The following is a 22,426-nucleotide window of genomic DNA, read 5'->3' as shown; positions in this document are numbered from 1 at the left end:
CCCACACTCAGGGAAGCCGTGAGCCTTCTGTACTGACCAATTTCCTGCTGATCAATTGGTGTTTATCGTATCTAAAGATTGCCAAGAACCATAGCGATCGCCATAATAAGCTAAAATCCGTTCAACTTGCGAGGGAATGTCCCCGTCAGGCGATTCGGAATATTCAATCGATAGGGCCGCGACTTGACTCGACCTAGGGTCAAATTTTGACGATTCCCAACCCTCGACATCTTTAGACATAGGCACTAAACCCGTCTGTACACCCTCCACCTGTCGCAGGTGAGCAGCCACTTCTCGATAAACCGCTAAAGGTAATCGAGGACAGCAAAACTGATAACGGATTCTTGAGTCCATACTTGCCATGATGATCAGTGATCTATATTTACTCAACTACAGGAGAGGATACAGTTTCATCAACACTATCAGTTAATTCTACTGATGATTCTGGTTCTGGTAGGGTGCAGCAATTGATATTATCAATGCAAACTTTACCCCATTGCAAAGACCAGCGGACCAACTCCACCCGATTACCTGTCGAGGTTTTAGTCAGGATGTTACTTATGTGGTTATCTACTGTACGTTTGCTGATTTCCAGCTTTTCCGCGATTTCCTGGTTAGTCAAACCGATCGCCACCAGTTCCACAACCTGTAATTCTCTTTCCGAGAGGGAGACAGGGGATTTGAATTTACTGTCGGACATAAGGGTATCCTATCTCTGCATATTTACTTAGCTATCACCATTTTAAACTGTACAATCCATTTGCGTCTTCTAACCTCAGATGCTTCTGCCCCAGCGCAGATTCTGTGAACTCTATTTTTGACAGTCAAGATGAATCATTCTCGCGTTATTTGCCTCGGTGAAATTTTATTTGATTGCTTGGCAGACGAGCCTAACCAGTCCTGGGGAGAAGTTAAATCTTGGACCGCTCACCCGGGAGGGGCTCCCGCTAATGTCGCTTGTGCTTTGGTGAAATTGGGAACCTCTGCCGGCTTTATTGGCGCGGTCGGTTCCGATGAAGGCGGCGATCGCCTCCTGGGGTTTCTTCAATTGGTTGGCGTTGATACCACCGGCATTCAAAGACATCCATCAGCACCCACACGACGGGTTTATGTGTTGCGTTCAAGCACTGGTGAGCGAGAGTTTGCCGGATTTGGCAATCTCAATACTATTGATTTCGCTGATGCCTATTTGCAAGCCCAAGCCATACCAGAGTCTTTGTTTGTAAATGCTGACTTTTTGGTGTTGGGTACATTGGAACTCGCCTATCAGGAAACCCGCCACGCTATCACTCATGCTTTGAAGTTAGCCGATCGCTATAATCTCAAGATTTTAGTAGATATTAACTGGCGACCGAATTTTTGGCCAGACCCGGAAGCAGCCAAACCCCTAATTATGGATTTGCTCAAACAGGTTGATTTTGTCAAATTATCAGAGTCTGAAAGTATCTGGCTATTTGATACCACTGATCCTGGTACCATTAACTATCGCCTAAACTCCGTGGAAGGGGTGTTAGTTACTAAAGGCGATCGCGGTTGTGCTTACTGTATCGGAGATCATGAGGGTTATTTTCCCGGATTTTCTGTCCCAGTGAAAGATACCACTGGCGCAGGTGATGGCTTTGTGGCTGGCTTTATTCACCAAGTTTTGCAGTTGGGTATCCCTAGCCTCCAGAACCCAGAAACCCCTAGGGCGATCGTTACCTATGCTAGTGCAGTGGGAGCCTTGGTTACTACTGAATTAGGGGCGATCGCAGCCCAACCCACCGCCGCCGAAGTTGACGATTTTCTCAAACAGCAGCCATAGCCACTCAAATTGGGGGCGGGTTCAGTAATCAGTTTTGATTCTCAACAGTCCAACTACTCAACCCGCCCTTATTCAATAGGTGCGAGAATTAGAGCCTAGTCAAAGCCGAGATTTTCGCTAATTTATCTTGACCCAAAACCTGTAATTCTTCCAGGCTTAACCATCCCTGTTTAACTAATGTGGCTAACACAAACACACTGGCAGCATCTCTATAGTCATACTTACCATCAATCTCGTGTCTTCTGGCACTCAAAAAATCATGCAATTTCCACACCTCGTCAATTTCTGTGAGATTAAACGCTTTTTGTTTAACCTCATCAATCAGAATCTTAACCTCCCGCTCATAAGCGTTATGTAAGGCATCTACAGCCGCGTTTTTATCCTGTTCAGACCAATTAATTTCACTCACTTATCATTACCTAATTGAGCATTACCACAGCCGATATTTGCTCGATATTAGTGCGCGAGTACCGTAGAATATATCTAGGCAATAAATAGGTGCTATTAATCATCATAATATAGCCATCATAAATATCCGATAAATCATTATGAACTTTCTATCCTGTGGTTGTAATTTTATCTGAACCGCTGGTTGTTCACAAATCATTTCATAATGCTATATTAAACACTGTCTTTACCTACCTACCTACTTAACTTACCCTCAAGTAACTTTTTACTGCCCGTAGCACTACAATGATCGCCACATTCAATCGATGGGGAATCGACTTTATCCCCAGCAGAAAAGGGAGCGCTTTTGCTTAGAAAACGCTCGCCTATATAATTTCTAGGTGAACTCTATTCTAGCGCACCAAGTTCAACAACTCTTTGGGAGATGCTAACAAATCGATCGCCACAAAGAAAACCTTATTTTCTGGGTTCAGCAAGAAGCGCCAAGCAATATTCATCCCCACATTACCACCAAACCAGGGAGTTTGCACTTTACCAGTAACCTTAATCTGAGTATAGCCATCTTCCGTCGGTTCAGAAACACCTCGTTCTGGGATTAACTTCAGGTTCTGGCATTCTTCCCGGAAGAACCGCAGCACATTCTCTTTACCAACAATTGGTTTTTGGAAAGGAGGTTGTAAAGCTCCATCTTCTGCAAACAGACTAATTAAGTTATCAAAATCGTTAGCATTCAAGTTGTCCATGTATTGCAGGACTGTGGAATTGGTCACACCTTCGATTTGAACTTTAGTCCGTTGGGACATCTCTTGAGGAGGTACAACAGGTTCTGCTACCCGTTGATAGCTGCCTAATTTGCTGGTATCGAACCCCATATCAACAACACAATTACGCAGCACCGTGATTTGTTGACCTGGATCAATACCTTGAATAGTCACTAGGATAGCGTTGGCGTTAGCTGAGAGTTTGTAGCCTTCGGGAATGGGCGCAACAAGTCCTTGATCCATGAAACGCCCTAGTTCATACCAGAAACCCAGCTTGATATTAGGAGACCAACTAGCATAGGTACGACAAATGGGAGTATCTGTCCGGTTCGCCAGGTCACACATAGCCTGGGTTTGCTGTAGGGGGGTCATCTGCCGAATTTCCTGTAGGGTGTTTTCAGCAAACTGCATATTCGCAGCCCCAGGAGCAGCAATGGTGATGGTTTTACCCATTTCCAGATACGCAAACCAAATGAGAGCCAGTTGATCTTCGGCACTAAGCTGCTTGAACCGAGCGATCGTCGCCGGAACTACGTCAGCCGCTAGGGTTTCTGGAAAAATGCTACGAGCCGAGTCAATGGTGAATGGCATTATGTGTACCTCTACTTCAATTTCTGTTAAAGCAACTTTACCATACTTAACAAAAATTTACAAGTTTAGGTATCTGAGAATGCAGAATTTTTTTTTATACCACCGATTTAGTCAGGGGAGGGCTTAACTGTTCACCCTTTCACCCGGATCAGGGATACAATAGGCGCACAGCTTGGTAAATTGGGCAAATTGACTAAAATATGGCAGTTGAGATCGAACGTAAATTTTTAGTGCGCGGCGACCAGTGGCGATCGCTTTCTGTGGGAATGGTTTACCGTCAGGGCTATATCACCACCACCCCAGAAAAAACCGTCCGAGTCCGCATCGCCGGAAATCAGGGCTATTTGACCATTAAGGGCGCTTCTGAGGGCTATCAGCGCGCCGAGTTTGAATATCTGATTCCCATTGAGGATGCCGAACAGATGTTATCTAGTTTATGCGTTGGCCCTCTCATTGAAAAGAAACGCTATAAAATTCCCATCGGTGATCTGATCTGGGAAGTTGACGAATTTTTCGGGGATAATCAGGGGTTAATTTTAGCGGAAGTGGAATTAAACAGCCCCGATCAGGCTTTCGAGTTACCAGAATGGATCGGGGAAGAAGTTAGTCACGATTACCGCTATTATAACGCTAATTTAACCAAGTTTCCCTATACTCAGTGGCCTATCAAGTGAGGACAACAATCATGGAATTTCAGACCCAAGTTCAACGAGAATGTTATGAACAGGTCGCTATCTGGATGGAGGAGATGTTCACTCAGTATCCTTGGGAAAAATTAGACGATCCTGGCTTTGGTTTATTTCTGGGTTCCGCCTGGGTAGAAGTGCGAATTTACCCCTGGCACGAAGATGCTGTCATTGAAACGCGATCGCTCGTAGTTCAAGGGGCAGAAATTACCCCGGAATTGATGCAATTTTTATTATTGAAAAATTCTCAAATGCGCTTTGGTGGTTTTGCGATCGATGACCATGATCATATTTACCTTAGCCATACCATAGTCGGTTCAACCTGTGACCCAGGAGAATTAGAGTCCTCAGTTTTATCTGTCTTAGAAACAGCCGATGATTTTGATGATCAAATCATCCAGAAGTGGGGCGGAAAAAGGGCTTTAGACATTGTACCATAATCGTTTGGCTACCAACCATAAAACTAGGGCATTATCCCGAATCTTAACAATTAAACCGCGATCGCCCTTGTTGAGTTGCCGTTAAATACTGTTCTAAAGTCTCCCAGTCTTCCTGTTGAATGGCGAGTGTAATTTTATCTAAACTTTCGCGATAATTAGACAAAGACTTTAACACAGCTTCCCGATTATACTTAGCCATCATCACCCCTAACTCAGGGTTCCCACCACCCACGCGGCTGGTGTCTCGAAACCCAGAACTTGCTAGTTGATAAGCCAGAGCCAGGATCTCCTGATTGTCCTCAGTAGCCGTCGCAGCAATGAGACTAGCGCTAACCATGACCGGGAGATGAGAGATCCAAGCTACCGCCCGATCATGGTCCATGGGGGAAGATTGATAAACCCTCGCGCCTAGTAAATTAGCGATCGCCACCACTACCTCCGTCGCTTCTGGGGGGGTTGTTTCCGTGGGAGTAATCACATAGGGTCGCCCTACAAATAACTTGAACTGTGCCGCATCAATACCACTATAAGCTGTTCCCGCCATGGGATGTCCTCCCACAAAGTTCCGCCAGAGGGGTGATATCATATCAACAATAGGAGTTTTTACCGAACCGACATCTGTTAAAATGGCGTGAGGATTCAGGTGTTCCAATAGTTGTTGAACCGTAGAAGCGATCGCCCCAATGGGGGTACAAATAAACACAATATCCGCCCTAGCCATCAACGACAAACTACAAGAGGCTTCATCAACCGCCCCCATAGCGATCGCCCGGCTGCAGGTAGACTGGCGGCGAGAAACCCCCAACACCCGCCCCCCCTGTAGCACTGATTCTTCCAGAGGTTCAGTTAATCCCTTCCCCTCCCACAAAGAACGCAAATCCAAGCCTAGGGAACCGCCAATTAAACCCAATCCGACAATACCAATGTTCATCACTTACCATTCATCTTTAATCGGCGATCGCTGCCCTGAGTTTACCTGTGAAACTGGCAGCCCAAATGCACAACCAAATAACTTTAATTAATTCCCAATCAAGCAAATTTTGGGAAAATTGTCAACCCAAAACCCCATAGAGATTTGTGACATCAACTCAACGAATTGACAGATCCCCCCCAAATTTTGATAGAATAACAGTTTAATTTGCCGATATTAAACGGGAGCCAAAAAGGCATGGATGCCGAAGAACTGCTGCTAGAATACCAATCCGGGAACCGTGATTTTAGTGCCATTCTGCTATGTGAAGCCAATCTGAGCCGGGTCAATCTTAGTCAGGCTAATTTTACCGAAGCCGTTTTGAGCGTTACCAACTTTAGCGGAGCCAACCTAACAGGCGTTAACCTAACTCGAGCCAAACTGAACGTTTCCAAACTTAGCGGCGCTATTCTCCAGGGAGCCAACCTCAATGAAGCAGTTCTCAACGTCGCCAACCTGATCAGAGCTGATCTCAGTCAAGCCAACCTCGTCGATGCGTCCTTAATTCGGGCCGAACTAATGCGAGCCGAACTCAGCGAAGCCGTAGTCAATGGGGCGAATTTAACCGAAGCAGATTTAAGAGAAGCCACCCTCAGACACGCCGACCTCCAACAAACCAATTTATCCGGCGCTAACCTATCAGAAGCCTGTTTAATTCTCAGTAACCTAGAAAGATCCAACCTAACCCGTGCTGATCTTACACGAGCCGATCTCAGGGGGGTTAATCTCCGTAACGCTGAACTGCGACAAGCTGAACTAAATGGCGCAGATCTTCGTGGTGCTAACCTGAGTGGCGCAAATCTCCGCTGGGCGAATTTAAGTGGTGCTAACCTGAGTGGCGCCAACTTAGAAGCCACCCAATTAAGTGGCGCAAGTTTACGCGGTGCTAATCTTAGTGGCGCAAGTTTACTCAATTGTAGCGCCATTCATGCTGATTTAACCCAAGCTAATTTGATAGACTGTGACTGGACAGATGCTAACCTGCGAAGTTCCGCATTGACAGGAACTAAACTTTATGGAGTTTCCAGATTTAGTTTAATTGCAGATGAGATCACCTGCGATTGGATTGATCTGAGTCCTAACGGTGATGGTAGCAAAATACAGCGTTTTAGTTCCCAACAAGCTCATCAATTTTTTAACGTTGAATCTCCCACAGTTCAAATCCGTATTAATGCCCCCCTAGACCCAGATACCCACTGCATTTTAGCTTCCATATATCGGCAAATTATCCAACACTATCCCTTTATAAAATCTCCCCCTAGCATTGATATAGGTTCGCGCCGAACCCTCTTATCGTTTAGAATAGATGAGGAACAGCTATTTATGACAGCTTATGTAGTGATTCTACCCTTTGCAGATGTCGCCAAAACCAGAGAGTGTATTCTGGAATCATTGCGGATGCTCACCTTGGAAAATAGTTCTCAAATGGGAGTCAGATTATCTAACCAAGTGATTCAGTTTGGCATCGATATAATTAAAAAAATCAGCCGTTTAGAAGACCATTTGTTATCGGAAAAGTTACAGGAAGAAATTGACGGGAATCATCCATTTTTTAACCATCCTACTCAAACCATTTTAAGTAACTTAGTCGGGGAATATTTAGCTATTCATAGCCATCCCGAATTTGGGAGGAAGTTTAGTCATATTCCTTGATGGATTTATCCAAAATCACACCCGAAAAATATCGGGAAATGGCGATGGCAACCCCAGATATTTTCACCAGTTTTGTAGCCAGCTTTGATGCCAAATAAAGTCATCACAAATACTCTATCTCCCTCGTTAATTGCTCTCTTAATTATTTGTACATCAACAGTGAATTTTCCACAGAATGACAGATACTAACAACCATCAAAATTCTGAGAGTGACGTTCTTAAAGTTTATGAAATTGTCAAAAAATATCGAGATGGAGAACGAGATTTTGAGGACATAAATTTAAACGAAATTAATTTGAGTCGAATTAACCTAGCCGGAGCTAATTTAAGTGGTGCATCCTTGAGTGTAGCTAATTTAAGCGCCTCGGATTTAAGGGAAGTTAATTTGACTCGTGCTAATCTGAATGTAGCTCGATTAAGTAATGCTAATCTCACCAAAGCTATTTTAAATCAAGCCACCATTAATGTAGCTAATTTGGTGAGAGCAGATTTAACGGAAGCACAGTTAATTAACACCCTATTAATTAGAGCAGAATTAGTTAGGGCGAAACTCAGTAAAGCTAACTTCACCCAAGCCAACTTAAATGGGGCTGATCTGCGAGAAAGCAAACTTCAGCAGACTAACTTTAATGGTGCTAATTTAAGTGGTGCGAACCTGCGAGGTGTTTCTGGAGCTTTAACTAAATTTACGAAAACCGACCTACGAGGAGCGGATTTACTTAAAGCGAATTTACCTAAAGCTGATTTTACTAATGCGGAATTAAGACAAGCAAATCTGACCTATGCGAACTTGAGTAATGCTGATTTTAGTGGTGCAAATCTGCGCTGGACTGACCTACAAGGTGCAGACCTGAGTGGTGCAAATTTGACAGAGGCTAACCTCAGTGGTGCTAATTTATCCGGTGCTAATTTAAGCAGCGCGGTGTTAGTAAAGGCTAGTTTAGTTCACGCTGACTTGAGCCAAGCTAACTTAATTAGAGCGAATTGGAGTGGCGCAGACTTGTCAGGAGCGACATTAACTGGCGCTAAACTTTATCAAGTTTCTAGGTTTAATCTAAAAGCTGATGAGATTACCTGTGAATGGGTAGATTTGAGTGCTAATGGTGATCATAGTCAGGTTTATCATTTGGATCGGGAAACTCTCCGAAAGTTTTTTAATCAAACTCGACCCAGAGTTGAGATTATGGTTAATTCTCCCTTAGATCAAGATGGGAATATAGCCTTAGCTACTATTTACTACAAAATTGCTCAAGAGTTTCCAATTATGGAAAGTCCCCCCAGCATAGAAATAGACGATCGCACTACAAAACTCACATTTATTGCTAACCAAGAACAAGAATTATTTGCCATTAGCTGTCTGGCTATTTTGCCCTTTGATGATGCTTCCCAAACCCAGAAAAATATCGTTAATTTACTGCGTCAGATTCAAGATTCTACCCTTGAAAAAGAGCGGCGATCGCAATTATTAAGCGCTATGGGTCAAGTGATTACCAAAATTAATGAGATGAAAAAAATAGCCCGCACCATTCGCTCAGAATTCAATCCGCTATTTTTTAGTAAACCCACCCGCACCCAATTAACTAATTGCAGCCAGAAAATGATTATGGTTCATGAAAATTCCCAAATCAGCAAACTAAATCCCTCTCCCCATAGTAGTGCCGAGGTGGGTTATGCCCCGAATTTTGACCAGGTGATGGCTTTTATTAACAGTTTTAATGATCTACCCTAAAAGTATCATCAAATCTCCAGGTTAACCATTAATCATTAATTGTAATCATTAATTGGGCCAGGTTCGATCCAGTCACTGGTTCGGTGTTCTGCTCGCCACAAGCTAAACTAGAAGTCAATGGGCTGAAGTTGAGAACCATCTTAACCTCTGGGACATTACTAAATATTTGGCTTGATAACCCTGTGATTGAAGTAGAAGCACATAATCTGGTTCGTCGTTTGGTGCAGTCCGTTGGTAACATGGACTGGCCCCACTATTTGACAATGACAAGATTAGTGGCGCGCGCGTTGCGTTTGGGACGTAGTGCATTAATTCAAACTGGGGTGAGGCCACAAATCCGGGAGCATCCCTATCGGTTTAGTTATCTAATTCCGGTTTTAGTTTGGGGAAAAGCTAGTGTGATCGTTGCCTCCGAAGCGGTAATTGAGCAACTTTTGACGGTGGAAATTCCCAAAATTCAGGGTATTACAGATGCAGATGATCAGAAATTACCCCTGATGCCGATTCAAAAGGGCGATCGCTGGCCAAGTAGAGATTTTCAGGGTTTGCTACTGACCACCCCTCAAATATGGTTAGCAGATAGATTAGGCGATAACCAGCACTTTCCCCCACATATTCCCACCATTATTGATGATGCCGATAATTTAGAACAGTGGAGTCGCGATCGCCTCACCGCCGCCCTAGAATGGTCAGATTGGACCCTATTAACCCAGAAGCGACCAGAATGGCGAGACACCCTCGAGTTAACCCAAGTGCGTCTAATTCGCTCAATTTTCGCCCACCCAGCTAATCTTTATGGTTGTCATCTCCTCGATGAGGAAGAACAGGATATTCTCCAAAATCTGTTTTTGACTCTTACACAACCCACAGAATCAACTACTACCTCAGCCGAAACCTCTAGTCAACGCTTAGACTCTCGGTGGCATGAGTTTTACCATCAATGGTTATCTGACAATCAACTAAAGTGGGTAGAAGTTGACCGCGCCCAGGGTTCATTCAAATTATATTGCAGTCCCCTAGAAGTGGCTTCAGCTTTGAGTCCCATTTGGGAACAACAACCCGTAGTATTGATTGGCGGCGCTTTAGACTTGGATAAAAACGCTCCCATTTATCGTCAGATCATGGGATTAGGGGATTTAACCTGTGTTAAATTTACACCCGATCGCCAAAGCCAATTAATCCAACTTTATCTACCTTCTGGGATACCGATGCCAAATACACCCCAGTTTGAGAAGGCATTAATTGAGCAATTGCGGACCTTGCTATGTATGAGTATCAATATTAGTGGTTTGAAAGTTTTATTAGTTGAGGATATTCCCCTCAAAGGAAAAGTGGCGGCGGTGTTAGCTTCAGAGTTTGGGTCCCTAGTTCAGGTGGAAACCACAGCTATCAGCGAAACAGGGGTTTTAGTGACCGGTTGGCAATTTTGGCGAAACCATCAGCATCAGTTCATTTCTCCCCATTTATTAGCGATCGCCACTTTACCGTTACCCTCCCTAGAAAATCCCCTAGTAGCTGGGAGGGTCGCCTACTACAAACAGCAACGCCAGGACTGGTTTCGGCTATATTTACTCCCCGCCGCATTAACAGAGTTACAGGGGGCTGTCGCTCCCGTTCGCCACAAACAAGGTATCGTAGCCCTATTAGATAGTCGGGTCACTCGTCGCACCTATGGAAAACAGGTACTAACAGCCCTCAGTCCCCACGTTCAAATCGATTATCTCGACACCACTTGGTTAAATATTTAACTGGCTTGATTGTCCTTGCCAACAGTGCTATTATGGGCTAAATTCCGTTAGCCCTTTAGGGCAAAGTTTTCAACCAACTTTTTTTAAAAAAATTGCGACAATGAATCAAAAATTAGCAATTTCCCTACTTAGCTTAGTCCTGAGTGTTGGCTTTACTGGTGTAGCTGGGGCGGAAACGGTTTTAGAACAAATTGGACGAACCGGAGTCCTGCGGGCGGGTGTACGGACTGATGCGGTTCCCTTTAGCTATTTAAACGATAATGGCGATATCGAGGGATATTCTGTCGATTTGATTAGGTTGATTCATGGTCGCCTCCAAGAGAAGCTAAACCAGCCTATCCGGTTGGAGATGACTACTGTTACCCTTCAAGATCGCTTTGAACAAGTCCAAAAGGGAAACCTAGACCTGGTGTGCGAGGCTACTAGCATCACCGCTGAACGGGAAAATGGGGTGGATTTTTCTACTCCCTTTTTTGTGACGGGGATTCAGATGTTAGTCAAAACTGAAAATCGCGATCGCCTTGACCCCACCCAACTATCCGAAACAGACATTTCAACCGTTAGCTTGGAACGGGTTACCATTGGATTTTTAGAATCTACCACCACTGATAGCGAGTTGCGCCCAGTTTACCCAGAAGCCCAATGGGAAGCCGTCCCTAGCCGCGCTGAAGGTATCCGCCGCTTACAGGAGGGGGAATTACAAGGCATTGTTAGTGATGGTATTCTGTTGCTTGGACAATTGTGGAAAGATGGGAGAACCCGCCAGAACTTTCAACTGGTTCCCAGCCAACCCCTGACCTTCGAGAATTACGGATGTATCCTACCAATGAACAGCCGGGAGTGGAGCCGAGTAGTTAATTCAACTATTGCCAGCCCAGAAAACACTACCCTTTGGAATCAATGGTTTGATACCAACCAAGGTAGGTTCCCTTATCGTAAATTTGAATAAGTATTGACCGAGAATATGCCGATCAACAAACCGGGAAATATTGAGGGTGTTTCTCGTGTTTTGGGGAGGTGAAATCAATCGTATATTCTGCCTGCATGAGTTATAATTTACTCAACAACGTGGAGTAACCCCCGACGTAGGCGATCGAATACTTCGTTAATGCAGTCGTGTTCTTCATCGCTTAGACATTCCTTTGATAGAAGCAAGTACATAAGTTGCTTTTGATCCTCGCGGGTGATCTTGCGAGAAACAAAGATGCGCTCAATTAGAGCATCGAGATTGTTAGATGAGGGTGAGAATTGCGCCAGCATGGGAACTCAGATAACGCTATGTTGCTATTATCTTACCTTTTGGGCATTATGAAAGTGATAGATCGCGTCAGCAATTGTGATTATGATCAAGATCAAACCTGATTGATATCACAATGACCCGATATACCACCCAAGTCCTAGCGAAAATGGTATAGAATAAAGGTTCATGAACGCTTACTCGCGCTACCGGAGATCTGCCATGAAATTCCCAATTCTGACGATGATTACCCTGTCGCTTGCTATCCTACCAATGACTCCGGTGCGAGCCAGTAATTTACAGGATATCCGACAACTCCTGTCTACTAAAGAATGTGAAAACTGCAACCTGACTAATGCGGGTTTGGTGTTAGCAGATCTCAGCGGGGCGAACCTGACCGGGGCGAACCTGACCGGGGCGAACCTCAGTCGTGCGAACCTGACCGGGGCGAACCTGACCGGGGCGAACCTGACTGGGGCGAGTTTATTTGGGGCGAACCTGACCGGGGCGAACCTGACCGGGGCGAACCTGGCGGGGTCAGATTTGCGGGGGGCTTATTTAGCTAATGCGATCGCCGTTGATGCTAATATTACTGAGGCTCAATTAATTGGAGTGGTGGGACTCCCGACTAATATTGGTAATGCGGAGGACTTCTATCGCCTGGGAGTTAAAGAAGCCTTAGAAGGGAACTACAGAAATGCCATAGACCACTACAACCGCGCACTGAGTCTCAATCCTAACCTGGCGGCGGCTTATTTTGCTCGCAGTATGGCTTGGGCCGATTTGGGTGATTTAAATAGAGCTATGTCAGATGCTAAACAGGCTCAAGAACTATATAATAGATTGGGGAGCCAGGAAGGGCAGGAAATTGCTGCTCAGTTGATGGAAATTATCGAATTTCGTCAAAATCCCCAGGAACTGAGAGCGCGTAATGGCGGGGTTATGGAACTTCTGGAAAGTGCGACTCCCCTACTGTTAAGATTTCTGTTCTAAGCAGAAAAAATTGATAAGGCACTACTGTTGGTTTAATGCGAGTTTTGATGGAGTTGTAGACTATGGGCGATCGCCAAAATCAATCTTTTTGGGATTCGGTAAACCAGAAAGTATCCGGTCTGCCTAAAAATTTGAGTCGACAAGCATCAGAGTTGGGTAAATCCATGAGCGATCAGGCTACAGAAACAGCTCGAAAAACAGCGACTGAGGTGGGGGATTCGATTACTCATCGTGCTTCCGAAGTGGGGAAAGTGGCACTGCATCAAGCCACCAAATCCGGCGCTTCTGTGGTTAAACACGCTCAAGGATGGGTGGAAAATATTTATCCAGAAGCCGAGGACGAAATCCCCACTAATCCCGAATATGACTGGAGTACAGATGAGCTTTATCATATTTTTGTACCTGCTCAAATTGCTACCAATGGGGGGACTCAAATGGTGATGGTAAAAACAGGTAAAAGATATGAAGTTAAAATCCCAGCCCATAGCTCAGAGGGAGCTAATCTGCGTCTGAAAGGATGTGGATTGCAGGGGGAGGATGCCTTTTTGATTTTGCATACTTTCTGGAACCAGCTATCTGATAATATTGACCGTAAAATTAATAACCTCATTGTCCAATCTCCTATTCATGACCGCAGTAAAATTAGATGTTTTCAAGCCTATAATCATCTGCAATCAGGCTCGGTTATCAAAGACCCGCCAGCCCTGAATTTGCTTGATTATCTGTTTATATCTTCCCCCTATTCAGAGTTAATGCAACGGTATCTTATTGCCAGTTATAACTCGCGATTAATGGCTATTGAAAGATGTATGGAATTAGCCTTAAATGCCGGGGAATTAGAACTAACAGAACAACGATCTATCCGCAGCACTTATCAATATTTGCGTGCGGGGGAGATGATTACTGATTTAGACAGCCTCACTCGTCTGGATGCCATAATTTTACATTCCTCCCTCCCTAAGATGCTCAAACAATATTATCTGAGATGTAGTGCGATGGCTTGGGCAATGACTGTAGATGCCATAATTGTTAATAGTATTAATACCAGCCAGACGATTGCACAGGAAGAACGACCAGATTTTTTATCTATATTTACCAAGTTTCGTCAGGGGAAAAATATTCGGAATCAGCCCCAATTTAAACGCTTTGAGGCTTGGATAGCACAAGCCGAAATTCCCCCAGTGTGTCAGGTGATTTTTTACCTATGGCGAGAAGGTAGCTTTCTGTTGAACAGTGAATTACTATCACAGGATTGGGAACAGTCCTGGAAAGCGATCGCTACTGCGAAAGCCTATATAAACGAGACACAACCTCAACCCTCGGTCAATTTACCCCCCATTGAAGTTTTACCTGGAACTCTAGCCGAGTCAGCCTATAACAGTGTCTCCCGTGGTGGTTTAGGTCTGTTGTCCGGAAGACCAATGCTAGAGGGGATAACAGGATTAATTGAAACAGCCGCCCAAGTAGCGATCGCCCAAGTAGCCTTACTTCCCGCTACCGAAAAAATGGCTTTAGGTATAGGCCATGATAGCGATCGCACCACCACAGCCACAGGTAAAAATTGGCAAGCCGTGGGTTCCTTTGGAGACACACCCAACCCTCGATCTAGTAAATTATCTGGCTTACCTGCCTATAGAGACATGATCACAGAACTCCAAGGCTTACAAGCCATAACTCAGCCGGGGGAGTGGCTGCCGGAAAGAGTGTTATCTTCTCAATTCAACGTCAGACAATTATTTACATATCAGAAAACTCGTCAGCAAACCATTAAAGCCTTGGAAACTCAGATGTATGCCTAATCATACAGCCCCCTGCCATGCCACTGCTCAGTACAGGGATAAATACTTATCCCTTAAGCTATCCACTTGTCAACTACATATAATGTTAAAATAAACAATCCCAAATAATCATTTAAGTAGTGGCGATTTGAGGATAGCTACAGCATTTGGTATTAACTTCCTAGTTGGTGAGGTGTTTTTTGTGAGTCAGCCTATCTCTAAAACCCATAGAGAATCTAAATCTCTAGTCTTTTATCTCCAGTTCCTATGCCTTTGACACTTCTAGTCGTTGATGATGATTTGGGAACTCGCCTTTCGATTAGCGATTATCTGGAAATGTCAGGATATATGGTCATTTCTGCCACCAATGGTCAGGAAGCACTCGAATTGGTAGAAAAGCATCAACCGCACCTGATAGTAACAGATATTGCCATGCCAGAAATGGATGGTTTTGAGCTAGTCAAGCGAGTTCGTTCCCAGCCTATTTTCCGCTTGTTGCCAGTGATTTTTTTAACCGCTCATACCAGTACGGAAGAGCGGATACGGGGCTATCAACTCGGATGTGATAATTATCTCCCTAAGCCTTTTGAATTGGAGGAGCTAGGTGTGGTGATTCGATCGCTTTTAGAGCGATCGCAACTAATTGAAGCCGAATGGAGGTCTCGGATTAATGAACCCCTATCAAACCATACCAGTTCCAGTCATAAACGCCATCATTTTCACAGTTTCTCAACCACTAACATTCATCTCACCGAACGAGAACAACAGGTTTTGAACTTACTTACAGAAGGATTATCCAATATCAAAATCGGAGATTCTCTGCATCTGAGTTCTCGCACTGTCGAAAAGTATGTTAGCAGTTTACTCCGCAAAACTGACAGCAGTAACCGCGCTGAACTGGTAAGGTTTGCCTTAGAAAATGACCTAATTAACTAACCGATGGTTGATTAACCACAAATTCTAGTAAGCCTTCACAGCCATCTAGTAGCAAATCAATCACCTGATTAAAACCTTCCGGGCCGCCATAGTAAGGATCGGGAACTTCTTTGAGGTTATGATGCCGACAGAAATCGCACATTAGCTTAACCTTATCACCATATTTTTTCCCTCGATCAAGATACAGAATTTGCTGATAATTGTCCCGATCCATCGCCAAAATTAGATCGAAATTCTCAAAATCGGAGGCGGTGAACTGACGAGCAGAACCCTTGAGGACAATGCCCCGTTTTTTCGCCGCCATAGTCATACGAGAATCAGGGACCGAACCAATATGATAGCTCGATGTCCCCGCCGAATCACAGACAATACGATCGCCCAAATTAGCCTCTTCGATCAGATGATTCATAATATTCTCAGCTGAAGGCGAACGACAAATATTTCCCAGACAAACAAATAACAATCTATAGGACATAGTTGGAAAGACGATTTTTGACTATGGCACTAATGCCACAATTATATAATTTCACATAATTTCATTAGGATCAATTCCCAATTCCTGCAAACGAGCTGCGAGGCGATCGGCTCGTTGTCGTTCCCGTTCCGCTCTTTCCTCACCAGATAACAGTAAATTACCCTCACTATCCCACCAACGCAACCAAGGTAATTCCACGTTCTGATATATTCCCGACCAGATACCTAACTCTACTCCCATTTCGGGAATTGGGTAATGATTGCGGTTATTTGGGGTTAGCAACTCATAGAAACTACCCTCTAAACGATACACTTCTACCTGAGATTTTTCGACTTCATAGATAGCATAATATGGCGCTCTAATTACCGTTTCATAAATCCAAAACTTGCCTTTCCAATCGGTTTTATCTCGTTCTTCTGAACCATCCCCAGATACAAATTCGATGATAATTTTCGGAGGGATTAATTCTTGCCACAACACATAAGACCGTCGCAGCTTACCATTGAGGGTAGGAGGAACATTCGCCACATAAAACCAGTCCGGTGCTTCCGCTCCTTTCTGGGGTGGGTCGGTCATGCGCCAGTAAATCCCACTATCTTGACCAATGCAATATTGTCCGTCTGGATGTATTTGATTAAGAACCGGACGAATAGAATCAGTTAATAGGATACTTTGGGGGTGTTCTTGAAAGTTTTTCACAAAGGTTCCGTCTTCACAGGGAAGTTGGGTATGATCCGGTAGAGTCGTTAAGGATTTAGTGATAGTCATATAAATAGAGAACCCATAGTTCTGAGTTAACTATAGCATATCTGATAAGGCGATCGCTCCTCTCCTTCTCTTCTCCACTTCTATGACACTAAAGCCCAAATTGGATAATTTCAGATGATTTCATTAGGATCAATTCCCAATTCCTGCAAACGAGCTGCGAGGCGATCGGCTCGTTGTCGTTCCTGTTCCGCTCGTTGTCGTTCCCGTTCCGCTCTTTCCTCACCAGATAATAGTAAATTACCCTCACTATCCCACCAACGCAACCAAGGTAATTCCACGTTCTGATATATTCCCGACCATATACCTAACTCTACACCCATTTCGGGAATTGGGTAATGATTGCGGTTATTTGGGGTTAGCAACTCATAGAAACTACCCTCTAAACGATACACTTCTACCTGAGATTTTTCTACTTCATAGATGGCATAATACGGCGTTCTTATTACCGTTTCATAAATCCAAAACTTGCCTTTCCAAGCGGTTTTATCTCGTTCTTCTGAACCATCCCCAGATACAAATTCGATGATGATTTGGGGACGGATTAATTCTTGCCACAACACATAAGACCGTCGCAGCTTACCATTGAGGGTAGGGGGAACATTCGCCACATAAAACCAGTCCGGTGCTTCCGCTCCTTTCTGGGGTGGGTCAGTCATGCGCCAGTAAATCCCACTATCTTGACCAATGCAATATTGTCCGTCTGGATGTATTTGATTAAGAACCGGACGAATAGAATCAGTTAATAGGATACTTTGGGGGTGTTCTTGAAAGTTTTTCACAAAGGTTCCGTCTTCACAGGGAAGTTGGGTATGATCGGGTAGAGTAGTTAAGGATTTAGTAACAGTCATATAAATAGAGAACCCATAGTTCTGAGTTAACTATAGCATATCTGATAAGGCGATCGCTCCTTGGCTTCTCTTCTGCACTTCAGGGGAGCGACAGATATTTTTGCCAGTGAATTAGCAATTAATAAACCCGCCGTACTATCGAATGCGGGTTTATTATCAGTTTTTTTTGTGGCGCAAAACTTATGGCTTATTGTTGTGCTTTCTCGATATTTTCTTGAAAGCCAAAGTTAATGGTAGGTGGTTCCAAATTAGGAACAATGATATCCATACCGGGAGGCAGGGGAGGCAGTTGAGGCAAACCAGTTTCCCAGTTCTTAGTTTGGTTAGGTAGGGCAGCAATAAACTCCTCTGCTGGTACCTCAGCCACCCGTAGAGTATTGATCAGTTGGGCGAGGGCAAATTCTATCTGTAATTGTGGATCGAGAGCTACCCAGCCTTCATTAGTCAGCTTCCGTAACTCAAAATGCAGGTGAGGTCCTGTAGACATTCCTGTACTTCCTACCCGTCCAATTACCTCCCCTTGTTCGACAAATTCTCCGGGTTTAACAAACAATTCTGAGAGGTGAGCATAAAGGGTTTCTTGGGATTTTTTCGGGTGGTTAAGAACCACAGTTAAACCATATCCCCCTAACCAGTCAGCCAGGGTTACTTCTCCCGAATAAGATGCCACGACAGGAGTTCCCGTATCTGCTCCGAAATCAATACCTGTATGGAAGCGGCCAGTTCCCAAAATTGGGTGTTGTCGCCAACCAAATAATGAGGTAATTGGGGCGGGAATACTGAGGGGGAAAAGCAGGTGAGTATCTGAATTTCCGGGAACTCTGGGGGGTCGCATGGTGCGGTTATAGTAACTCATACCTGAATTACTCATGGCACTCATGCTGATGGGTCCCACTTGCACGGGACTTAATCCGGCGACAGGGACCTGATAGGAATAGTCTGGAGAGCCACCATAACTGGCGGCGACGTTTGTAGTTCCCCAGCCTCTGCTGTTGGCTGACTGAGTTCTTCCTGTTGCTTGTTGACCATAAGAATAGGAAGGCTGACGGTGCTGAGTAACTGTTTTGCGTCCCCCGGTGGGATATCCTGTAGCATAAGTAGACTGACTAGGAATTTCAGCAATAGGTGCGGGTGGGGGAACACACAATCTATCAACAGCTTGACCGACTCCAACGGCTGTTTCACAACCTGTCTGGCGCTCGGAAAAGATGACGGTTGAAGGCGCTTCATAACCACCGCCTGTAGCCCCAATACTGTAATCTGTAGGGTCGATAAAGTTATGATCGGGGTTATTAAATGGTGTTCCCTGAGCTGTGGATGCAGACGGAGGAGAAATATGCTGAGTTGACGGTGGCGATGCTGTTTGATGCTTTTCTGGCAGATAAATGGGCTGTTCTGGTGGGGCGATGTAACCACCTGATCTTTCTATGGGTGGCTCATAATAGGGTTCTGGTTCGTAATAGGGTTCTGGCGCTATATAAGATTCCTGAACTGGTGGCGCGTAATAGGGTTCTGGCTCATAATAGGGTTCTGGCGCTATATAAGATTCCTGAACTGGTGGCGCGTAATAGGGTTCTGGCTCATAATAGGGTTCTGGCGCTATATAAGATTCCTGAACTGGCGGCGCGTAATAGGGTTCTGGTTCAGGGGTGTAGGTGTTGTAGGATTCTAGGGGTTCGTTATCAAAGGGGATAGAAAATTCTTCATAGGCGATCGCACGATTTACCAACAATCCTACCCCACTCAAACAGCTTAATCCCAAAGCCAGGGAGCGCCAGGACAATCTACTATTATGGGGAATAGGCTGGGTAGATTTTAAATTAGATTTAGAGTAACTGGATTCTGTCATTTCCTCACACAACCAGATGATAAATTGGGCAATTTTAGAATTGAGTTCTTTAGGGTGTAACCGAGTTTCATTGTACCGGGCGAGAGACCAATTTCTGGGGATAATGTTCCAGGGCGATACTACTGCGTAGTTACTGGAAGAGACTCCGCGAACGGGTTGCAGTTCAACCCAGAGTTAGCCATAAGCCGTCACATCACACTCCAAGAATTTCCGTGATCACAACTACTGATGCACCTTTAGCAGTTCCATATAGGATGACATCAGACTCTCACCTCCCTTCTGTGCATAGTGCATTAGTCCTAACTCGATACCCCAGATCACAATAGCTGCCAACATTTCTATAGAGTTTACCCCAGCAGTGGTGGGATGTGCATTTAAAAATTCTTGCAGATTAATACCAGTGGGGGGTACAGAGTTACTCCAATTCAGGCCGACTCCAATCACGGCTTGGCTGATCTCTCCGTTGTGGACTTTAGTTTCTGTTAGGATACCACCCAATTTGCGTTTGTTCAGCAGCAAATCATTTGGCCATTTCAGCTTTACGGGAACACCGCGATCGCGTAAAACTGTAGCAATACCCCAAGCGCTACATTGAGTTAACCAGGCCATATAGTTATGCTCTGGGGTAGCAGTATCTGTGATACTCTCATGGAGAGTGAGGGCATAAGACAGGTATAATCCCCCCAATTCTGACTGCCACTCACGCCCCCATTGTCCTCGTCCTGCTGTTTGTTGGAGAGCGATCACTGTAGTTCTAGGGGTAGCTAGACCAGTGGTGATCAACTCCCACAGGGTTTCATTTGTAGAACCGAGCCTATCAAATATCAAGATAGACGGAGAAGCATCAACGTAGGAGACCGGGTTAGATAAAACAGCTACGACATTTTCTTGTAAAGCCTGTAAAGCACCCAGTATGCGATCGCAATCCATTTAATCCAATATCCCGCTAAGTTTAATAATTATCGCGCTTTCCCGGTTAAGCTGTTCCCTGAAATCTCTTTTCACTGACACAATGCACATTTGGACTTGGCATCAGTGGCAACAACTGCCCTATTTAACCTGTAGTATCCTAGAAAACTGGCAACATGGTTTTTTTTCCAGACGGTTTAGCCCCCGTTCTCCCGTTGATTTAGTGCAGGTTCTCGAACCCGCCGCCCAGGTATACCGCCTCAAACAGGTTCATGGCAACCAAGTTTTGAAAACTACTCAGGTTTCCCCCATTCCCAAAACTGAAACCAATAGCGAGGAAATATCCTTGTCGGAAGCTGATGGCTTACTAACCAATAAAGGCTGTCAATCAGTATGGGTAGCCAGTGCTGACTGTGTTCCTGTGCTTATCGGTGACGTGGTAACCGGGCGAGTAGCTGCCATTCATGCTGGGTGGCGCGGTACATCTTTGAAAATTCTACCAGAAGCGATCGCCCAATTTAAACAGCAAGGCAGCCAGATGGCTAATTTACGAGTCGCAATGGGTCCAGCTATTTCCGGGGGATGCTATCAAGTCTCAGAGGATGTAGCAGTTAAACTAGCTGCCACCTTACAAATAATGGATATAGCCAGCAGTATCTCCCAAATTTTAGAACCCTTATTCCACCTACCAGACCCACCCCTATTGTCTGACCCGGAACCCGATCGCCTACGGGTCGATATTCGCCGTTTTAACGCTTTGCAACTCGAAGCCGTAGGTTTAGACCCTCAGCAAATAGCTATCTGCTCTGAGTGTACCTATAGCCAGCCTGAGCTATTATTTTCCTATAGGCGCGATCGGCTGAAATTGGTTCAATGGTCTGGAATAGTTAGTTTTTCCTAATCTTGTTGCCCATAAACCAAACCACCCCAGCCACACAATTAAATAGAAGATTGTGTTAGAATCAACCCATCATCTGATCATCTCATCTCTAGGAGTTTTTATCGACTCATCACAACCGCAAGGCTGGCGGGGATAGTCTGGGTCCAGACCAGAAGACCAAAAACTCCTTGATAGTGGAGGTGGATGCGATGAAACAGTAAACCTAAATCGTCAGGTTTGGGAATCCCCGTCCGTTTGACGGCGGGTCCAATGTCAATTGATTAGACTCCAGTTAAATTAAATGCGATGAGCCAGCAAAGTCCTTATGAACAGCTTGGGGTTACGATTGACGCATCCTTTGATGAAATTCAGGATGCCCGCGATCGCCTGAGAGAACAGCACACCGGTGAGCGCCAAGTGATAGAATCTATTGAAGCCGCTTATGATGCCATCCTGATGGATCGCCTCAGAATGCGCCAAGAGGGTAAAATCAAAGTCCCTGAGCGGATTCGCTTTCCTGAACGCATCGCGGGGCCACCAGCTAAGGAAATTCAACCCCAGACCAGTCCTAAAGTCTCCTGGTTAACTGGAATGCTCGATGCGCCGAGTCGTTCGGAGTTGATGTGGCCGTCATTGATTTACCTGGGTTTGGGAGTTGTCAGCCTGTATCCAGCTATTGAGATCTCCCTGCTACAACTTCCCCTCGCCTTGGGGGTGGCTACCTCCCTGTATTTTCTCAATCGCAAAGAGAACAAATTTGGTCGTTCGGTTTTGTTGACCGTGGGGGGGTTAATTCTAGGATTAATCTTGGGAAGTTTACTGAGTCCCATGGCGGGAGCTACCCTATCAGTTGAACGGTTCATTACCTTAGTCACCCTGATAGTTTTGTGGTTGGTTAGTAGCTTTCTCCGGTAAGGGTACAGTAAGCAAGGCAAGCCTAGATATAGCCTGATTTTTCAGGTT

At 44.9% G+C, this 22,426-nt stretch carries 22 protein-coding genes; 12 read left to right on the top strand and 10 right to left on the bottom strand.

Annotated elements, in window-relative coordinates; genetic code table 11:
* Window positions 1–51: 51 nt before the first annotated feature.
* Together N39L_RS26890 and pedR are read right to left on the bottom strand one after the other, a co-directional pair.
* Window positions 52–363 carry a hypothetical protein gene (locus N39L_RS26890; RefSeq protein ID WP_006620267.1) on the bottom strand — a complete coding sequence of 104 codons (312 nt, stop codon included), beginning with the start codon at window positions 361–363 and terminating at the stop codon, window positions 52–54.
* 19 nt (window positions 364–382) lie between these two features.
* Complete coding sequence (pedR, locus tag N39L_RS26885; protein WP_006620268.1) at window positions 383–700, bottom strand: photosynthetic electron transport-dependent transcriptional regulator PedR; 318 nt, start codon at window positions 698–700, stop codon at window positions 383–385.
* Window positions 701–829: 129 nt separating this feature from the next.
* Between pedR and N39L_RS26880 the strand changes: the two genes are divergently transcribed.
* Complete coding sequence (locus tag N39L_RS26880) at window positions 830–1,804, top strand: carbohydrate kinase family protein (RefSeq protein ID WP_006620269.1); 975 nt, start codon at window positions 830–832, stop codon at window positions 1,802–1,804.
* A gap of 88 nt (window positions 1,805–1,892) precedes the next feature.
* Here the strand turns inward: N39L_RS26880 and frp are convergent, their stop codons facing one another.
* Window positions 1,893–2,213, bottom strand: a complete 321-nt coding sequence (frp, locus tag N39L_RS26875) for a fluorescence recovery protein (protein WP_006620270.1) — start codon at window positions 2,211–2,213, stop codon at window positions 1,893–1,895.
* Window positions 2,214–2,604: 391 nt separating this feature from the next.
* Window positions 2,605–3,564 (bottom strand): orange carotenoid-binding protein, encoded by a 960-nt coding sequence (locus N39L_RS26870; RefSeq protein WP_006620271.1) that lies wholly within the window; start codon window positions 3,562–3,564, stop codon window positions 2,605–2,607.
* 200 nt (window positions 3,565–3,764) lie between these two features.
* Between N39L_RS26870 and N39L_RS26865 the strand changes: the two genes are divergently transcribed.
* Together N39L_RS26865 and N39L_RS26860 are read left to right on the top strand one after the other, a co-directional pair.
* Complete coding sequence (locus N39L_RS26865; RefSeq protein WP_014276901.1) at window positions 3,765–4,238, top strand: CYTH domain-containing protein; 474 nt, start codon at window positions 3,765–3,767, stop codon at window positions 4,236–4,238.
* Between the two features lie 11 nt (window positions 4,239–4,249).
* Window positions 4,250–4,690 carry a T3SS (YopN, CesT) and YbjN peptide-binding chaperone 1 gene (locus tag N39L_RS26860; protein ID WP_006620273.1) on the top strand — a complete coding sequence of 147 codons (441 nt, stop codon included), beginning with the start codon at window positions 4,250–4,252 and terminating at the stop codon, window positions 4,688–4,690.
* A 43-nt stretch (window positions 4,691–4,733) separates the two neighbouring features.
* Here N39L_RS26860 and N39L_RS26855 read toward each other — a convergent pair whose 3' ends face one another.
* A complete protein-coding gene (locus tag N39L_RS26855; protein WP_043468623.1) occupies window positions 4,734–5,621 on the bottom strand; it encodes a prephenate/arogenate dehydrogenase in 888 nt (295 codons plus the stop codon).
* A 237-nt stretch (window positions 5,622–5,858) separates the two neighbouring features.
* On the opposite strand from N39L_RS26855, the gene N39L_RS26850 reads away from it, so the two are divergent.
* From N39L_RS26850 to N39L_RS26820, 7 genes are all read left to right on the top strand, one after another.
* Window positions 5,859–7,313 (top strand): pentapeptide repeat-containing protein, encoded by a 1,455-nt coding sequence (locus N39L_RS26850; RefSeq protein WP_014276899.1) that lies wholly within the window; start codon window positions 5,859–5,861, stop codon window positions 7,311–7,313.
* A 175-nt stretch (window positions 7,314–7,488) separates the two neighbouring features.
* On the top strand, window positions 7,489–9,042 hold the full coding sequence (locus N39L_RS26845; RefSeq protein WP_014276898.1) for a pentapeptide repeat-containing protein: 1,554 nt from the start codon (window positions 7,489–7,491) through the stop codon (window positions 9,040–9,042).
* A gap of 182 nt (window positions 9,043–9,224) precedes the next feature.
* Window positions 9,225–10,790, top strand: coding sequence for a helicase C-terminal domain-containing protein (locus N39L_RS26840; protein ID WP_014276897.1), 1,566 nt, complete (start codon window positions 9,225–9,227; stop codon window positions 10,788–10,790).
* 100 nt (window positions 10,791–10,890) lie between these two features.
* Window positions 10,891–11,739, top strand: coding sequence for an amino acid ABC transporter substrate-binding protein (locus tag N39L_RS26835; RefSeq protein ID WP_014276896.1), 849 nt, complete (start codon window positions 10,891–10,893; stop codon window positions 11,737–11,739).
* A gap of 510 nt (window positions 11,740–12,249) precedes the next feature.
* Complete coding sequence (locus tag N39L_RS26830) at window positions 12,250–13,020, top strand: pentapeptide repeat-containing protein (protein WP_014276895.1); 771 nt, start codon at window positions 12,250–12,252, stop codon at window positions 13,018–13,020.
* Window positions 13,021–13,082: 62 nt separating this feature from the next.
* Window positions 13,083–14,819, top strand: coding sequence for a hypothetical protein (locus N39L_RS26825; RefSeq protein ID WP_014276894.1), 1,737 nt, complete (start codon window positions 13,083–13,085; stop codon window positions 14,817–14,819).
* A 246-nt stretch (window positions 14,820–15,065) separates the two neighbouring features.
* The gene (locus N39L_RS26820) at window positions 15,066–15,734 is read left to right on the top strand and encodes a response regulator transcription factor (RefSeq protein WP_014276893.1); all 669 of its coding nucleotides are present in this window, start codon (window positions 15,066–15,068) and stop codon (window positions 15,732–15,734) included.
* Here the strand turns inward: N39L_RS26820 and N39L_RS26815 are convergent.
* The 5 genes from N39L_RS26815 to N39L_RS26795 all read right to left on the bottom strand — a co-directional run bounded on the left by N39L_RS26815 (window position 15,727) and on the right by N39L_RS26795 (window position 20,604).
* The gene (locus N39L_RS26815) at window positions 15,727–16,209 is read right to left on the bottom strand and encodes a low molecular weight protein-tyrosine-phosphatase (RefSeq protein WP_014276892.1); all 483 of its coding nucleotides are present in this window, start codon (window positions 16,207–16,209) and stop codon (window positions 15,727–15,729) included. The two genes, N39L_RS26820 and N39L_RS26815, sit on opposite strands and share 8 nt — an antisense overlap.
* A 51-nt stretch (window positions 16,210–16,260) precedes the next feature.
* Window positions 16,261–16,977 (bottom strand): Uma2 family endonuclease, encoded by a 717-nt coding sequence (locus tag N39L_RS26810; RefSeq protein WP_014276891.1) that lies wholly within the window; start codon window positions 16,975–16,977, stop codon window positions 16,261–16,263.
* Between the two features lie 110 nt (window positions 16,978–17,087).
* Window positions 17,088–17,825: a Uma2 family endonuclease gene (locus tag N39L_RS26805; RefSeq protein WP_014276890.1), complete on the bottom strand. Its 738-nt coding sequence runs from the start codon at window positions 17,823–17,825 to the stop codon at window positions 17,088–17,090.
* A 187-nt stretch (window positions 17,826–18,012) separates the two neighbouring features.
* Window positions 18,013–19,674, bottom strand: a complete 1,662-nt coding sequence (locus N39L_RS26800) for a M23 family metallopeptidase (RefSeq protein ID WP_014276889.1) — start codon at window positions 19,672–19,674, stop codon at window positions 18,013–18,015.
* A 222-nt stretch (window positions 19,675–19,896) separates the two neighbouring features.
* Complete coding sequence (locus N39L_RS26795) at window positions 19,897–20,604, bottom strand: biotin--[acetyl-CoA-carboxylase] ligase (RefSeq protein WP_014276888.1); 708 nt, start codon at window positions 20,602–20,604, stop codon at window positions 19,897–19,899.
* Window positions 20,605–20,686: 82 nt separating this feature from the next.
* Between N39L_RS26795 and pgeF the strand changes: the two genes are divergently transcribed.
* Window positions 20,687–21,484, top strand: a complete 798-nt coding sequence (gene pgeF / locus N39L_RS26790) for a peptidoglycan editing factor PgeF (protein WP_006617405.1) — start codon at window positions 20,687–20,689, stop codon at window positions 21,482–21,484.
* 285 nt (window positions 21,485–21,769) lie between these two features.
* Window positions 21,770–22,378, top strand: a complete 609-nt coding sequence (locus N39L_RS26785; RefSeq protein WP_006617406.1) for a CPP1-like family protein — start codon at window positions 21,770–21,772, stop codon at window positions 22,376–22,378.
* The last annotated feature ends 48 nt before the right edge of the window (window positions 22,379–22,426 follow it).

Origin of the sequence: Limnospira platensis NIES-39, from assembly GCF_026000695.1 — a bacterium.
GTDB lineage: Bacteria > Cyanobacteriota > Cyanobacteriia > Cyanobacteriales > Microcoleaceae > Limnospira > Limnospira platensis.
The sequence above is the reverse complement of the archived record's forward strand: the minus strand, read 5'-3'. Positions and strand labels throughout refer to the sequence as shown.

Excerpts from the sequence above, each read along its gene's own strand:
- N39L_RS26850 (WP_014276899.1), top strand. The coding sequence starts at position 5,859 with ATGGATGCCGAAGAACTGCTGCTAGAATACCAATCCGGGAACCGTGAT.
- N39L_RS26795 (WP_014276888.1), bottom strand. The coding sequence starts at position 20,604 with ATGGATTGCGATCGCATACTGGGTGCTTTACAGGCTTTACAAGAAAAT.
- N39L_RS26800 (WP_014276889.1), bottom strand. The coding sequence starts at position 19,674 with ATGACAGAATCCAGTTACTCTAAATCTAATTTAAAATCTACCCAGCCT.
- N39L_RS26820 (WP_014276893.1), top strand. The coding sequence starts at position 15,066 with ATGCCTTTGACACTTCTAGTCGTTGATGATGATTTGGGAACTCGCCTT.
- N39L_RS26810 (WP_014276891.1), bottom strand. The coding sequence starts at position 16,977 with ATGACTATCACTAAATCCTTAACGACTCTACCGGATCATACCCAACTT.
- N39L_RS26890 (WP_006620267.1), bottom strand. The coding sequence starts at position 363 with ATGGCAAGTATGGACTCAAGAATCCGTTATCAGTTTTGCTGTCCTCGA.
- N39L_RS26835 (WP_014276896.1), top strand. The coding sequence starts at position 10,891 with ATGAATCAAAAATTAGCAATTTCCCTACTTAGCTTAGTCCTGAGTGTT.
- N39L_RS26830 (WP_014276895.1), top strand. The coding sequence starts at position 12,250 with ATGAAATTCCCAATTCTGACGATGATTACCCTGTCGCTTGCTATCCTA.
- N39L_RS26855 (WP_043468623.1), bottom strand. The coding sequence starts at position 5,621 with ATGAACATTGGTATTGTCGGATTGGGTTTAATTGGCGGTTCCCTAGGC.
- N39L_RS26870 (WP_006620271.1), bottom strand. The coding sequence starts at position 3,564 with ATGCCATTCACCATTGACTCGGCTCGTAGCATTTTTCCAGAAACCCTA.
- N39L_RS26805 (WP_014276890.1), bottom strand. The coding sequence starts at position 17,825 with ATGACTGTTACTAAATCCTTAACTACTCTACCCGATCATACCCAACTT.
- N39L_RS26880 (WP_006620269.1), top strand. The coding sequence starts at position 830 with ATGAATCATTCTCGCGTTATTTGCCTCGGTGAAATTTTATTTGATTGC.
- N39L_RS26865 (WP_014276901.1), top strand. The coding sequence starts at position 3,765 with ATGGCAGTTGAGATCGAACGTAAATTTTTAGTGCGCGGCGACCAGTGG.
- pedR (WP_006620268.1), bottom strand. The coding sequence starts at position 700 with ATGTCCGACAGTAAATTCAAATCCCCTGTCTCCCTCTCGGAAAGAGAA.
- N39L_RS26845 (WP_014276898.1), top strand. The coding sequence starts at position 7,489 with ATGACAGATACTAACAACCATCAAAATTCTGAGAGTGACGTTCTTAAA.
- pgeF (WP_006617405.1), top strand. The coding sequence starts at position 20,687 with ATGCACATTTGGACTTGGCATCAGTGGCAACAACTGCCCTATTTAACC.
- N39L_RS26825 (WP_014276894.1), top strand. The coding sequence starts at position 13,083 with ATGGGCGATCGCCAAAATCAATCTTTTTGGGATTCGGTAAACCAGAAA.
- N39L_RS26785 (WP_006617406.1), top strand. The coding sequence starts at position 21,770 with ATGAGCCAGCAAAGTCCTTATGAACAGCTTGGGGTTACGATTGACGCA.
- N39L_RS26860 (WP_006620273.1), top strand. The coding sequence starts at position 4,250 with ATGGAATTTCAGACCCAAGTTCAACGAGAATGTTATGAACAGGTCGCT.
- N39L_RS26815 (WP_014276892.1), bottom strand. The coding sequence starts at position 16,209 with ATGTCCTATAGATTGTTATTTGTTTGTCTGGGAAATATTTGTCGTTCG.